The sequence below is a fragment of the Bifidobacterium sp. ESL0682 genome, assembly GCF_029392815.1.
Classification (GTDB): Bacteria; Actinomycetota; Actinomycetes; order Actinomycetales; family Bifidobacteriaceae; genus Bifidobacterium.
In genome coordinates, this window is record NZ_CP113942.1 from 1580439 (window position 1) to 1594214 (window position 13776).

Below are 13776 nucleotides of genomic sequence, written 5' to 3' on the forward strand. Positions count from 1 at the left end.
AGTTATTCCTCCGTTGAAATAATCGGTGAAGATTGGAAATTGTTGACCTCGTCGGCCAACGGTATTGAAGGGGCCGCGCCCTGGCGCGAAACCGCAAGCGCCGCGGCTTTCGAGGCTCTTTCAAGACTTGTGGCGATGTCCTCGCCGGCCACCATATTGGCCAAGACGTAGCCGGTGAAGGTGTCCCCCGCGGCGGTGGTATCAACCACGGGCACACGGTAGGCTCGCTGACGCACACGCTGCGTTCCCTTTGCGTAGCCCGAGCCCCACGACCCCGAGGTGAGGATGGTGGCAGCGTTCGGGAACTTCTCGCACATCGCATCCAGCAGGATTTCCGGCGTACCGGACTCGCCGGTGATCGCCTCGGCCTCGCCACCGTTGAGGATGAAGCAATCGACCAGACTCAGGTCGACCTCATCCAGAAGCTCATCGGCCGGCGAAGGATTCATAGCCACTTTCATGCCGCGACTACGCGCCTGTTCGACGATATAGCCCAGCAGGTTGGTCTCGTTCTGCACCAGAAGCCAATCACCCTTGTCGAATTTCGAAAGCACTTTGTCCACAAAACCCTCGGTAAACGCGCGGTTGGCACCGCTATACAGGATGATGCAATTGTCACCATCCTGATTGCGCTGAATAATCGCGTTGCCGGTGCGCTCCTCCTCGCAAATTTTCACCTCGCTGGTATCCACTTGCGCCCGGTCAAGCAGATTACGCAGGAAGAGACCGTCTTTGCCAATCATTCCGGCATGGCTGATTGACGCGCCGGCCTTACCTGCGGCAACGGACTGGTTAAGTCCTTTGCCGCCGGGATATTGGTTCAGCCCGCTTGAAGTGACCGTCTGTCCTTTGGTGACGAAATCGACGACATCATAGACAAAATCGATGTTCAATGAACCGAAATTCAGAATTTTCATTGACATTCATTCCCCTTGTTTTTTCTTTGGGTCATGGACGATTGCCCGCCATGGCCGACTATTTCATAGTGGTTATTGTTGATTGCTGACGTTTTTAAGAGCGGGACCAAACCCGCACGGGTTTCCTCGAGCGTCTCGACAAATTGCGGAACGGTAAGGACGGTTTTTCCAAGTCCGACACCCTGCGCCACTCTGGTGATGGGAGGCGGCGTGACATAGGATTTGCGCAATACGTCGACCTGTGAGAACACCTCTTGCGGCGTGCCATCGAGAAGCACTTCGCCTTGGCACATCACCACGACACGATCGAAGTTGGCTGCCACGAATTTCATATCGTGGCTGATGGCGATGCACAGCTTGCCTTCGCGCTTGAGCTCGGCGATCAGGTCATGCAGCCGCACGTCTCCCACATAGTCCTGCCCGCAGGTCGGCTCGTCGAAGACCACAGCATCCGGATCCATCATGATGACCGCACCGATGCCGCAGAATTTCTTTTCCGTTGGACTCAGATCGGCGGGATGAACGTCGAGCTTGCCTTGCAAGCCGGTCAATGCTGCTACCTTGTCGATGCGAGAGTCGATAGTGGCTTCGTCCACCCCGAGGTTCCGGGGGCCGAAAGCGAACTCTTCACGCACGGTTTCCAGGAACAGCTGGTCGTCGGGATTTTGGAAAACATAGCCCACACGCTTGGACCATTGTGCCGTCGTTCGCTCCGAAATTTCAGTTCCGTCAATCGTCAATGAGCCTTGCGTCGGGCGAAGTATCCCGTTGAGCTGCTTGGCCAGCGTCGTCTTCCCTGCGCCGTTCTGTCCGATGATGGCCACCGATTGGTCGCCTTCAAAGCAGAGGTTAATGTCATGAAGGGCCTGGTGACCGGATTGATAGCTGTAGCCGACATTGTTGAATTCGATCTTCAATGCTCAAGCACCTCCTTGGCCATCACCAGACTTTCGTCATAGGTAATCGCAAGCTTTCCGTCACTGAGCCCACTCCGCTCAAGGCCTTTCGAGAGTTTCACGTAATCAGGAGCATCGATGCCGTACCGGTTGATATCGGAAACGGAGAACACTTCACGGGGACTTCCGGCAAGCCTTATCTGCCCACGCTCCATCACCACGACGGTATCGGCATATTCCGCAACCCGTTCCATATCGTGGTCAACCATGATGACGGTGATCCCGGAGGCATTGAGCTGCTTGACGATATCGAAGATCTCGGAAGCGCCGAGTGGATCGAGCTGTGTGGTGCACTCGTCGAGTACGAGGATGTTGGGCTCCAGAATGAACGTGGAGCCGAACGCGACACGTTGCACCTGGCCGCCGGAAAGCTCAAGCGGGTCGCGATCCAGCAGATTTTCGATGTGCATCAGCTGCGAGACCAGCTTGACCCGGCGGCGCATTTCCTCGCGGGAGATGCCACGATTGCCGAGGCCGTAGGTCAGTTCCTCGGCAACCGTTCCCGAGGCATAGGTGAGCTGGTTGAAGGGGTTCTGAAAGACCAAGCCGATGTAATTAGACAGGTCTGACACACTGGTCTCGGCTGTATCCGCGCCGTTGATACGTACGCTGCCCTCGCTTTTGCCGGTGAAATAGTGCGGGATAAGCCCGACCAATGCGTTGCACAGCGTGGTCTTACCTGCACCGTTGGCTCCGACGACGCAGACGAACTCACCTTCACGCACGGTGAGGCTCACGTCCTTGATTGCCGGAGTTTCGGCGTCCTGATAGGTAAATGAATAGTCCTGTACTTCAACAACGGGTTTCATCGCACACCTCCCCACGGATAGGTCACCGAAAGCGTTCCGGTGCGATCAAGAATCGAAAGGACAAGGATGAGAGCAAACAGACCGACGAGCAACCAGAGCGCCATTGCATCCTTAGAAGTCCAAGGAACCTTGACATAGCTCGTGCGTCGCACTCCTTTGACACCGAAACCTCTGGTTTCCAGCGTCATACCGCGTTCTTGAGCATCTGTAAGTGAAGACATCACAACTGGGCCGATCAGCGGCAAGAAAGCCTTGAACCGCGAAACCAAGCCGCCGCCTGTGGCCAGCCCGCGTGCGCTTTGCGCCTGACGTATTACGGTGGTCTTGCGCTGCATCTGTGGCACCACGTTCAGAGAGGCGAAGACCAAATAACCGAGTTTGCTTGGGCAGCCAATCTGCGTCAACGCCGCAACCAGCGAGCCGATATAGGTCGTTTTGTTGGCGATATAGAAACTGCCGAGGAATACCAGCACAGTGACCACAATTTTCGCGGCGTAAAGCACGCCTTGCAGGCCCAGCTGGGCGAACCCGAAATCAGCAATGACAGTCGTATTCTTAGGACTATAAAGGCCTTGAATAAACATCAGCATAATGGCCATCGGCATGCCGAACCCAAACATCAGCTTGGAGAACGCCTTCAGACAACCGGCGCGCCACGCAAGGACGAAGAGCAGAACGACAATTACCAGACCCAACGTGAAATCCGGCCAGGCAAGCGCCGCGAGACCTAAGAGCAGCACACCAAGGAATTTGACCAGCGGGTTAGCTTTGCCCATCGCCCCCGGGACATCATGCACCGAGTCTGCCTTAAGCAGGCGCTCGTTCATTTCGGCATCGGACAGCAAGGAACTGGCATCGGCATTGGAGCTTTTACCTTCACGAAGATCGGCGAGAATCGATTCGAGATCGTAACCGTGAGAGTCCACGTCCGCCTTGATCGGCTTGAAATTAGCAGTCTTGGTCCCGATATTCTCCGAGGCGTACTGGCTCACGAAACGGCGAGGAATCTTATTCACGATCATGGCGACGATGGCAATGGTGATGCCCTTGTCGATCAAATTTTCCAGCATCGAGGAGGAAAAGACCGGGATGAGAATGTTCTTCCACGCCACAGTGAGCGCCGCGGTGAGGATGGAGGTGCCGTTGAGGCCCGTGGCACCACCGTAGACGAAAACGGTAATCATGGAAGCGGCGACGGTATTGACCGCAGAATAGACCAGCCAGATCAGCAGAATGCCCCACAACTTCTTGAGCAACCCCGCCTTCACCATATAGCCGACCGCCAAACCGCAGAGCACGCTTGAAAGCGCATAGGGCAGGTAAACCGGGTTGGCCACGATGGCGAGGAAAACATTGGTCAGGAGTCCGCAAAGAGCGGCGACCCACGGCCCGCTCAAGCAGGCGATGACCATAGTGCCGATCATGTCCATGAACAGCGGCAGCTTCAGCGTCGAACACAAGGTGCCGCCGATGAGGTTGATTCCCACTGCGATAGGAATCAGCACCAGCGATTTTGTCGAGAATTGGGAAGTAATACTAGGTAACAGTTTGGACCATAATGTTACTTTCATGCCACCCTTACCAATCTTTCGTGACCGGCACAGCATCATTGCCTGCAGCTATACCTGTTGGGAAACGATTTACTTACATTCTTTCGTGGTTACATTCAAACTATGAATTGCATTAATTAGACATCTAAATTTTTATTGACCGATATCCGGCTAGAGCTCGATAATAAATGAGTGGCCAGAGGAACGCAAGCTGCCTAATTTTTATCACTTGAAGCGAATTATTGTGAAGTAATCCACATCTCCTGTTAAAAGCATGCAAGAAAAATAGACATTGAATGCAACAGAGCTTCGCCGCAAAAAGCACTGACAACGAAAGATGCCCGTCACAGCCTTGCGGTCGTGACGGGCATCAGAAATTCTAAAGGGAACTTCTATCGATACCGGCTACTCCAGTTCGAGCTTGCCGGTGTAGAGCTGGTAATATTCGCCGCGCTGGGCGATAAGCTCATCATGGGTACCACGTTCGATGATGCGACCGTGGTCGAGCACCATGATGATGTCGGAGTTGCGCACGGTGGAAAGCCGATGAGCGATGACGAAAACAGTGCGACCGTTCATCAGCGCATCCATACCTTGTTCCACGACTTCCTCGGTGCGGGTGTCGATGGAGCTGGTCGCCTCGTCGAGAATCATGGCGGGAGGGTCGGCCACGGCGGCACGCGCAATGGAGATCAGCTGGCGCTGACCCTGCGAAAGGCCGGAACCGTCGCCCTGCAGCACGGTGTTGTAGCCTTGCGGCAGCATGCGAATGAACGCGTCGGCATTGGTGCGCCTGGCCGCGTCGATGCATTCCTCGTCGGTAGCGTCGAGCTTGCCATAGCGAATGTTGTCGAGCACGGTGCCGGTGAAGAGGTTGACGTCCTGCAAGACGATGCCGAGCGAGCGGCGCAGATCGGCCTTCTTGATGTTCTTCACGTCGATGCCATCGTAAAGAATCTGGCCTTCCTGCACATCGTAGAAGCGGTTGATGAGGTTGGTGATGGTGGTCTTGCCTGCACCGGTAGCACCGACGAGCGCCATCTTCTGCCCCGGCTTGGCGAACCATGTAATGTCATGCAACACGGTTTTATCGGGGTTGTAGCCGAACGAGACGTTGGTGAAGCGTACGTCGCCGCGCAACAGCGTCAAGCGTCCGTCGGGCGAGGTTATCGCCTTTTCGTGCGCCTTCATGGCCACTTCGCGGGCGGATCCCTTGAGCTTCTTGGCAGCCTCGAGCGAACGTGTACCATCATCATCCGCAGCGCGCTTCCAAGCCCAGTGACCGGTCTCGCGGTCTGTTTCGGTCATCGTGCGACCGTCTTCGCCGAGCTCGACGCTCACCAAACGAACGGTGCCGTCGTCAGATTCGACCGGCTCGTCAATCAGGTTGAAGATACGCGCGGCGCCGGCGAGCGCCATCATGATCATGTTGATCTGCGAGGAAATCTGGCTAATCGGGTTGATCAAGGCCTTCGAAAGCGTCAGGAACGAGACAATCGCGCCGAGCGTCAACGACCCTGAGCCGCCAAAGCCGAAATTGAACCAGCCGTTGATGCCCGCGATGCCGCCGACGATGGCCAGCAGCACATAGAGCACGTTGCCCATGTTGCCGATGACCGGCATGGTGATGTTCGCATAGATATTGGCCTTGGAGGAGGCTTCGAACAGCTCCTCGTTCTTCTGGTCAAAACGCGCCTGCGTGGCATCCTCATGGTTGAAGACCTTGATGACCTTCTGCCCGTTGACGGATTCCTCGACGAACGCGTTGACGTCGCCGATGTTCTCCTGCTGACGCACGAAGTAGCGCCCGGAACGGCTGACAATCACCCGCACCACCAGCATCATCAGCACCACGAAAACGACGGTGAAGATGGTGAACGGCACGGAAAGCCAGAGCATCGCCAACAGCGCGGCCACCACGGAAGCACCGGAAATCAGGAGCTGCGGCAGGGCCTGTGAGACCATCTGGCGCAAGGTGTCGGTGTCGTTGGTGTAGCGGCTCATCATGTCGCCGTGTTCGTGGGTGTCGAAGTAGCGAATCGGCAGTTTCTGCTGGTGCTCGAACATTTCGTCGCGCACTGTCCTCAGAACACCCTGCTCGATGGCGACGACCATATAATTCCACACGAACGAAGCAATCATGCCCAATCCGTAAATGGAACCAACGATGATGGTCATGTGAATCAGCGGGCCCCAGTCAGGGGTCTGCGCATGGATGAAGGGCATGATGCAGTTGTCGATCAGCGGCTGCAGCACGAATGAGGGCAGCGACTGAGTGCAGGCACAAATCAGAATGCCGATAATCACGACGATGCACTGCCAGCGATAATGGAAGATGTAGCCAAGCAACCGTTTGGTGGTGCCTTTTGGAGCCTTCTGAACCGCGGGCATGCCGGATGGCTTATTCTTCTTCATCGCGCCCTTGGCCTGGCTGTTGCTGTCTCCAGCGATTACGTCTTGCTCGTTGCTGTTTTTCGTGGTCATGGTTGCTTCACTCATCGTCGTCATCCCCCTTGCCCTGGTTCTTCGTCTGGGATTCGTAAATCGAACGGTATTCCTCGCATGTCTTCAGCAGCTCATCGTGCGTGCCGTGGTCGAGGATGCGGCCTTCATCCATAACGATAATCTCGTCGGATTCCTCTACCGAAGCCAGTCGCTGGGCGATGATGATCTTCGTGGTGTCGGGGATTTCGGTGGCGAATGCGCTGCGAATCAGCTTGTCGGTCTTGGTGTCGACCGCGCTCGTGGAATCGTCGAGAATCAGAATTTGCGGCTTCTTCAGGAGCGCACGGGCGATGCACAAGCGTTGCCGCTGACCTCCGGAAACATTGGAACCGCCTTCTTCGATATAAGTGTCGTAGCCCCTCGGGAATTCGCGGATGAACCCGTCGGCCTGCGCGAGCTTGCAGACGCGCACCACGTCTTCATCAGTGGCATCGGGATTGCCCCAGCGAATGTTCTCGGCAATCGTGCCGGTAAAGAGGACGTTCTTCTGCAGCACCATGGCCACCGCGTCGCGCAGGGCGACCAGATCGTAGTCGCGCACATCGTGACCGCCAACCTCAAGCGAGCCGGAGCTGACATCATACAGACGAGGAATAAGCTGCACCAGGCTCGACTTGGACGATCCGGTGCCGCCGACAATGCCAATGGTCTTGCCGGCCTTGATATCCAAGTTGATGTCTTCGAGCACCGGCCGTTCCGAACCTTCGGAATAGCGGAAGGTGACGTCGTTGAATTTGATAGAGCCGTTGGGAACCGCCATGATCGGATTGCTATTGTCACGCACCGTGCTCACTTCGTTCAAAACCTGACAAATACGTTCGGCATCCGCACGCGAGATGACGACCATGACCACGATCATCGAAACCATGTTCAGCGACATCAGAATCTGCATGGCGTAGGTGACCAGCGCGGTCAGGTCGCCGGTGGTCAGGCCCAGCACCGGGTTGTTATGTGAGGCGACAATCTGCTTGGTGCCCATCCACGAGATAACAAGCATCGCACCGTAGATGCAGGTGTTCAAAATCGGCCAGTTGAAAGCCATGACGTGCTCGGCCTTGCAGTAGAGCTCATAGATGCGCTTGGAGACGCGGCCGAACTTGCGGTCCTCGTGTTCTTCGCGGTCGTAGGACTTGACCACTCGGATGCCCTGCAGGTTCTCGTCAACGATGTTGTTCAAATGGTCGTAAGTATGGAAGACCTTCTCGAAGGTCGGGTGCACAGAAAGCGCCAGAGCCGTAAGAGCCACGCCCAGAAGCGGGACGATAACAAGGAAGACCATCGAGATGGAATGGCTGATTCTGAAGGAGAAGATCCATGCGACGATCACCATCATCGGGGCGCGCACGGCCACGCGAATGATCATCTGGAAGGCAAACTGGACATTGGTGACGTCGGTGGTCAGACGGGTGATGATCGAGCCGGTCGAGAAGCGGTCGATGTTGGTGAAGCTGAAGGACTGCACCTTCTCAAACAAATCGTGACGCAGATTCTTGGCGAAACCGGACGAGCCGATGGCCGCATATCGTCCGGACATGAACCCGGCGAACAACGAAAGAACGGCGCAACCAAGCAGGATGATGCCGAACTTCCAAATCGCCGGCATCGAGCCGCCGGAGACGCCCTGATCGATCAGCTGAGCCATGACCGTGGGAATCACGATCTCAAGGATGCTCTCGACCATCACAAAGGCCGGAGCCAAAAGGCTTTCGCGCTTATATTCGCGCAAGCTATGCAGCAACGTACGTATCAGATGCTTGGGGTGTTCCTGATCCGTTGCCATCACCTGTTCGCTTTGGGGAGCATCAAGTGCCTTACTCATCCAACCCTCTTTTCCTGCTTTTGACGAAACCGCCGCTTCTCCCCCATGACATTTGTCCCGCTCACGCCCGGTACGACATATCAAATTCAGCGCTGATATCCGAGCAGAAACGAGGGACTACTGAAGCCGGCAGACTATATATAAGCTATTACGAACCTGCTACAATCCGCCTGCCGAAGCGCATGCAAAACAGGCCAAGATTCACCACCGCCGAACTTTTCGCCCGATCGATAATTTTTAAGCTGGAAGAATATTCTGTCAAATCGCGAGCCGTCTCCTTCCATTGATTTTTATTGTTCAACGCGGGAAATTTCAAAAAAATATTAAAAACAATTATTGCTAGTTTTCAATCTGATAGAATACTTACCGACCGTACGGTAACTACGAAGTTGCCATAAATCAAGGAGGAAATGCATGGCCGCAGAAGATACCCAAATTTATGTGACACCAGCTAACCTGGCACCCGACACGCAAAAACCGTTGGAACATAAGGTTCGTTTCGCCACAGGCTTCGCATTGGTCTCCATCCTGTGGGCCATTCCCTTTACCATGGGCTCTGGAGTCCTGCTGCCTCAAGTGTTCTCAGGCATCAAAGGCATGTCTGCCGAGGGCGCTCTTGGTACGATGAACGCCGTCAGCTCGATTTTCGCCCTTATAGCGAACATCGTTTTCGGTACATTCTCCGATATTTCCAAATTCAAGATCGGTAAGCGCACCCCCTGGATTGTAGCCGGCGGCATCATCGGCGCTGTAGGCTACTTCCTCACCGCCCATTCGACCTCGTTAGTATGGATGGTCGTTGGCTGGTGCATCGTGCAAGTCGGCATCAACTGCCTGATCGCCCCTGCTGTCGCCGTACTCTCCGACCGCATACCGGAGGACGTGCGCGGTACCTTCTCCGCCCTGTACGGCGCCGGACAGATTGTCGGCATGCAGGCCGGTAACTTCATCGGCAGCTTCTTCCTGACCAAGCTCAACACTGGTTTGACCATCGGCACCTGCGTCTTCCTCTTCTCCGGCATCATCACCGTATTGATCTGGCCACGTGAAAAGTCCGCGGAAAACAACACCAAGGCCACTTCCGTAGGGGAAATTCTCAAGTCGTTTATTCCCCCGACCAAGAATTGCCGCGATTTCTATCTCGCCTTGTTCGGCCGTCTTGCCTTCGTCATCGGTACGTTCATGATCTCCGGCTACCAACTCCTGATCCTCGAGAGATACATTCACCTGAGCATCAAGGATGCCGGCACCGCCATGCAAATCATGTCGATCATCACGCTGATCGCCACGATTATCGCTTCAGTGGTTTCCGGCCCACTTTCCGACTATCTGCACCGCCGCAAGTTCATCGTCGCTGTTGCCTGTGTCATCATTGCCTTGGGTATGCTTGTCGCTTGGCTGATGCCCACCACCACCGGCATCTATATCTATGCGACGCTCGCCGGTCTCGGCAACGGCTGCTACATGTCCGTCGACCAAGCACTGAACGTTGACGTCCTGCCCAACCCGCAAGAAGCCGGTAAGGACCTCGGCATCCTGAACCTCGCCAACACCATCGGCCAGGCTCTCGCCCCCGCCTTCACGACCATGTTCATCGGCATCTGCGGCGGCTACAAGGGCGTCTTCCCTGTCGCCATCGTCTTCCTGCTCGTGGGCACCGTCTTCATCATGATGATTCGTCGGGTGAAGTAAGACTCAACAAGCAATTCATAATGTTCCAGTGATGCCGTGCCTTATATTTTTCTAGGCACGGCATCACTGTATATTCACGACCATCATCAATGCCGATATATACGACATCAAGCCTTACTCGGTCTAGCTCATACGGAATAATGAACAATTGTCGTACAAAAAAGAGGTTTCCCATATCATGCTGCACCTTTCCCATGCAAAAAGCCGCGATAAAAGCATTGACAGCCGCACCGCCATATTGAATGCCGCCGTCGTATCGTTCGGAGAATGCGGATATTACGGAACCTCACTGCAGAAGATCGCCAACACCGTAGGCATGACCAAGGCAGGAGTACTGCATCATGTCGGCAGCAAAGAGGGACTGCTCGATATCGTGCTCGATGAGATATACGACCCCTGCACCGAAACCATCATGGACAATTTCCGGATGACCGACAAACCCAACGTGGCGCGCATGTGGCGCGAAGTCGTGGCCATCAACGCCAAACGCCCCGAGCAGGTTCACATGTTTTCGACGTTGGACGCCGAAGCAATCGACGCCGAACATCCGGCACACGAATATTTCAGAAAACGAGACCAGAATCTGGTCGAAGAAATGACACAGATTCCTTGGTATGTGCCCGAGAGCACCAATATCGATCACCTACTACGGGCCGGTTTCAGCATGATGGACGGCATCCAGCTGCGGTGGCTGCGCGCCCCGGAACGCGACCTGAACCAGATGTGGGCCGAATGCGAGGCCGAACTGATGCCGATGCCGATTTGGGAAGGCTACCGGTAAACGCAGTCACTTCTGGAACACGTCGGGGCGAACCGGATCGCCAGGGATATTGGCTCGAGTATCTTCCAAGTTGAGAATATCCTGCCATTCGTCCATAGATTTGCCGAAGGGTTGGGCATTCATGCCACGCGCCTGCAAATCGTCCTTTGCCAACTCGACGTCCACGACGGAAAGACCGTCAACAAATGACTTCCAGCGAGCGAAATTCGCGTCATCGTAAAACACGTTTTTGACGGTTTCAGCCAGCAGTTCTGCTCGCTCGATAGGCAACGAATCCCAGTGCCGCAGTTCGACGAAATTCTTCAAGCGCACGTCGTTGAAATGCGTGGAAAGGATATGGCTCACCTCGTAATCGTTAAGCTCGCGATCCGGGTAAATATCGGCGGCATTGCGGTCAAACGCCACGAATTCCTGCTCATCCTCGCTCAGGTCGGCTGCCTCAGGAGTGTGCGTCAGGTCGGCGAACATCATCGGCGTAGCCAAAACGTCACGAGCATAATCCTCCCAGCCGAACCTCGGGTCGAACAATCCGGGCGTGATGCCGGTGCGCTGCGGGTCGGCCTTATCCCAGATACGCTGACGCAGGAGCGGGAACGGATTTTCCGCGCCTTCGAAATACGGGGAGTTGCGGAAGAACAGGGAAATGATTGGGCCCAGCGCCGACCCAATGCGCATTTTGGCGACGGCATCCGCTTCGTCGCTGTAATCGATGCTCACCTGAGTGGAGGCCGAGCAGCGCATCATGCAGGGGCCGTATGAGCCGACGTGGCCGAGATAATCGTTCATCGCCGCGTACCGGCGCTTGGGATTGAGCGGAATGTCGGCAAAACTTGTAACCGGCTGATAGCCGTAATTGATCAGACGAAAGCCCAAATCATCCAGAATGGGATCGATCTCGCTGCGAAACTTTCCGTAGATATCGAGCAGTTCCTCGGGAGTGTGCAGCACACCGATGGACGTCTCGAACTGGCCGCCCGGTTCCAGCGAAAGGCTGATGCCCGGTCGTGAAAGCCCCAGCAAGTGGCCGTCCTCCACAAATTCCTTGTCAGAGTCGTAATAGGGACGAAGCCGTTCCAACAGCGCTTCAACACCGTTGGGCTCGGCATAGCTTACCGCCCGGTCGCTGCCATTACGCACGGGAAGGTGCTCAATCTCGACCCCGTAGCCATCATCGCGCTCCGGCTTGGCGCCAGATTCGAAAAAGTGCAGCAGACTGGCCACATGCTTGCCGTTCACCTTCGCGCCTACGTGCGCGTAGCTCACCCGTGGAGTAATATTCATGGTCTCATGCTATCCACTTCTATCGCATTTAACCAAGAATTACGCAGGTTGCGCACTTCTCTTGCATCATTCGCACTCGGTGGTGAACACGGTCCGTTTCAAGCCCTGACGTTCTACTTGTCCAAATGACAAAGGCCTTGGTATAACGACAATAGCTTTGTTTTCCATACCGTCTTCAAGGAGCACTTCATGACCACGGATAATCGCAACACGTTGTTTTCGCCGTTGACTCTTCCTACACCGGATGGAACGGGGTTGAAGTTGCGCAACCGCACCATCCTCTCCCCCATGTGCCAATATTCCGTCGATAAGATGGATGGCGTGGCCACCGACTGGCACTTGCAGCATTACGGGGCCATCGCCGCCGGCGGATTCGGACTGCTCACCGTCGAGTCGACCGGGGTGTCTCCGGTTGGCCGAATTTCACCGCGTGACCTCGGGATGTATAGCGATGAGCAGGAGGACGCGCATCGGCATCTGGTCTCCTTGATTCATTCTCAGGGCGCAGCGGCGGCCGTGCAGCTCAACCATGCCGGCGGTCGCGCTTCCGGCAAGCCTTGGATGCCCGGCTCACACGGCGGCTCCGAACCCATCGAAGAGGGTGGCTGGCAGACGGTCGGCATGACCGACCAATCCATTGCCAAAGGCTATCAACCGACAACAAAATTAGACAAGACGGGCATCAAGCAGATTGTCTCGGATTTCGCCGAAGCCGCCGGCCGCGCCGACGCTGCCGGCTACGATGCCATTCAGATTCATGCCGCTCATGGCTATCTGCTGCATCAATCACTGTCGCCATTGACCAACACCCGCACCGATGAGTACGGCGGCAACATCGAGAACCGTGCGCGTCTAATCTGCGAGGTCGTCGATGCCGTACGCGAGGTGTGGCCGAATTCGAAGCCGCTTGGCATCCGCATCTCCGCCACCGACTGGGTGGAAGACGGACTTGATATCGAGACCACCGCGCGTCTTATGCGCGAGTTGGTCAAACACCACGGCATCAACTGGGTCGATGTGTCCTCCGGCGGTCTGGTCAATACCCCGTTGCAACCTTCCGGGCCGGGTTTCCACGCCCTTCTCGGCGCACAGATGAAGCAGGCATTGGCCGATACCGACGCGATTGTGAGCGTGGTCGGCGGCATTTCTAGTCCGGAACAGGCCGAAACCATGCTGCGCACCCATCAGGTCGACGCCGTTTCTATCGGCCGCGCCGCCATGCGCAACCCGCACTGGCCCGCGATGGCCGCCGCCAGCCTTGGTGTTCCGCGCGAAGCCAATCCCGCCGCTGTGCAATATTGGCGCGCTGAATGGTAAAAAGCGCTGCATCAGCGGAATTGCGAAACTGGTGATGACAATCAGTGGCTGAACCATTAATCGGTTCCGCCACTGTTTCATTGAAAAAGTCGGGCGATACCTTATGCAAAGGTATCGCCCGACTTTTGTTGTTTACTCGTTTATTCGAG

Annotated in this window: 10 protein-coding genes and 1 pseudogene; 3 read left to right on the forward strand and 8 right to left on the reverse strand. The window is 55.7% G+C overall.

Features of this window, described 5'->3' with window-relative positions; all coding sequences use genetic code 11:
• Positions 1–2: 2 nt before the first annotated feature.
• The 7 genes and pseudogenes from OZX57_RS06745 to OZX57_RS06770 all read right to left on the reverse strand — a co-directional run bounded on the left by OZX57_RS06745 (position 3) and on the right by OZX57_RS06770 (position 8556).
• Positions 3–917 (reverse strand): ribokinase, encoded by a 915-nt coding sequence (locus tag OZX57_RS06745; RefSeq protein ID WP_277161921.1) that lies wholly within the window; start codon positions 915–917, stop codon positions 3–5.
• Positions 914–1834: an ATP-binding cassette domain-containing protein gene (locus OZX57_RS06750; protein ID WP_277161922.1), complete on the reverse strand. Its 921-nt coding sequence runs from the start codon at positions 1832–1834 to the stop codon at positions 914–916. Before OZX57_RS06750 ends, OZX57_RS06745 begins: the two co-directional genes overlap by 4 nt.
• On the reverse strand, positions 1831–2682 hold the full coding sequence (locus OZX57_RS06755) for an ATP-binding cassette domain-containing protein (RefSeq protein ID WP_277161923.1): 852 nt from the start codon (positions 2680–2682) through the stop codon (positions 1831–1833). Before OZX57_RS06755 ends, OZX57_RS06750 begins: the two co-directional genes overlap by 4 nt.
• Positions 2679–3458, reverse strand: a complete 780-nt coding sequence (locus tag OZX57_RS08625; protein WP_348637182.1) for an energy-coupling factor transporter transmembrane component T — start codon at positions 3456–3458, stop codon at positions 2679–2681. The genes OZX57_RS06755 and OZX57_RS08625 overlap by 4 nt, the downstream gene beginning before the upstream one ends.
• A 186-nt stretch (positions 3459–3644) precedes the next feature.
• Positions 3645–4253, reverse strand: a pseudogene (locus tag OZX57_RS08630) (ECF transporter S component); the annotation flags it as partial.
• 384 nt (positions 4254–4637) lie between these two features.
• Positions 4638–6647 carry an ABC transporter ATP-binding protein gene (locus OZX57_RS06765; protein WP_277162974.1) on the reverse strand — a complete coding sequence of 670 codons (2010 nt, stop codon included), beginning with the start codon at positions 6645–6647 and terminating at the stop codon, positions 4638–4640.
• Positions 6648–6723: 76 nt separating this feature from the next.
• Positions 6724–8556: an ABC transporter ATP-binding protein gene (locus OZX57_RS06770; RefSeq protein WP_277161925.1), complete on the reverse strand. Its 1833-nt coding sequence runs from the start codon at positions 8554–8556 to the stop codon at positions 6724–6726.
• Positions 8557–8970: 414 nt separating this feature from the next.
• Here OZX57_RS06770 and OZX57_RS06775 point away from each other — a divergent pair, with 414 nt between their 5' ends.
• Both OZX57_RS06775 and OZX57_RS06780 read left to right on the forward strand, forming a co-directional pair.
• On the forward strand, positions 8971–10248 hold the full coding sequence (locus OZX57_RS06775) for an MFS transporter (protein WP_277161926.1): 1278 nt from the start codon (positions 8971–8973) through the stop codon (positions 10246–10248).
• Between the two features lie 178 nt (positions 10249–10426).
• On the forward strand, positions 10427–11029 hold the full coding sequence (locus OZX57_RS06780; protein ID WP_277162975.1) for a helix-turn-helix domain-containing protein: 603 nt from the start codon (positions 10427–10429) through the stop codon (positions 11027–11029).
• A gap of 6 nt (positions 11030–11035) precedes the next feature.
• On the opposite strand, the gene OZX57_RS06785 is transcribed toward OZX57_RS06780, so the two are convergent.
• Positions 11036–12310: a glutamate-cysteine ligase family protein gene (locus OZX57_RS06785; protein WP_277161927.1), complete on the reverse strand. Its 1275-nt coding sequence runs from the start codon at positions 12308–12310 to the stop codon at positions 11036–11038.
• Between the two features lie 189 nt (positions 12311–12499).
• Here OZX57_RS06785 and OZX57_RS06790 point away from each other — a divergent pair, with 189 nt between their 5' ends.
• On the forward strand, positions 12500–13627 hold the full coding sequence (locus tag OZX57_RS06790; protein ID WP_277161928.1) for a tRNA-dihydrouridine synthase: 1128 nt from the start codon (positions 12500–12502) through the stop codon (positions 13625–13627).
• The last annotated feature ends 149 nt before the right edge of the window (positions 13628–13776 follow it).

What these genes read in the sequence shown, in the direction of transcription:
- OZX57_RS06745 (WP_277161921.1), bottom strand. Translation starts at nt 917, where the DNA reads ATGAAAATTCTGAATTTCGGTTCATTGAACATCGATTTTGTCTATGAT.
- OZX57_RS06755 (WP_277161923.1), bottom strand. Translation starts at nt 2,682, where the DNA reads ATGAAACCCGTTGTTGAAGTACAGGACTATTCATTTACCTATCAGGAC.
- OZX57_RS08625 (WP_348637182.1), bottom strand. Translation starts at nt 3,458, where the DNA reads ATGGGCAAAGCTAACCCGCTGGTCAAATTCCTTGGTGTGCTGCTCTTA.
- OZX57_RS06765 (WP_277162974.1), bottom strand. Translation starts at nt 6,647, where the DNA reads ATGAAGAAGAATAAGCCATCCGGCATGCCCGCGGTTCAGAAGGCTCCA.
- OZX57_RS06770 (WP_277161925.1), bottom strand. Translation starts at nt 8,556, where the DNA reads ATGAGTAAGGCACTTGATGCTCCCCAAAGCGAACAGGTGATGGCAACG.
- OZX57_RS06775 (WP_277161926.1), top strand. Translation starts at nt 8,971, where the DNA reads ATGGCCGCAGAAGATACCCAAATTTATGTGACACCAGCTAACCTGGCA.
- OZX57_RS06780 (WP_277162975.1), top strand. Translation starts at nt 10,427, where the DNA reads ATGCTGCACCTTTCCCATGCAAAAAGCCGCGATAAAAGCATTGACAGC.
- OZX57_RS06785 (WP_277161927.1), bottom strand. Translation starts at nt 12,310, where the DNA reads ATGAATATTACTCCACGGGTGAGCTACGCGCACGTAGGCGCGAAGGTG.
- OZX57_RS06790 (WP_277161928.1), top strand. Translation starts at nt 12,500, where the DNA reads ATGACCACGGATAATCGCAACACGTTGTTTTCGCCGTTGACTCTTCCT.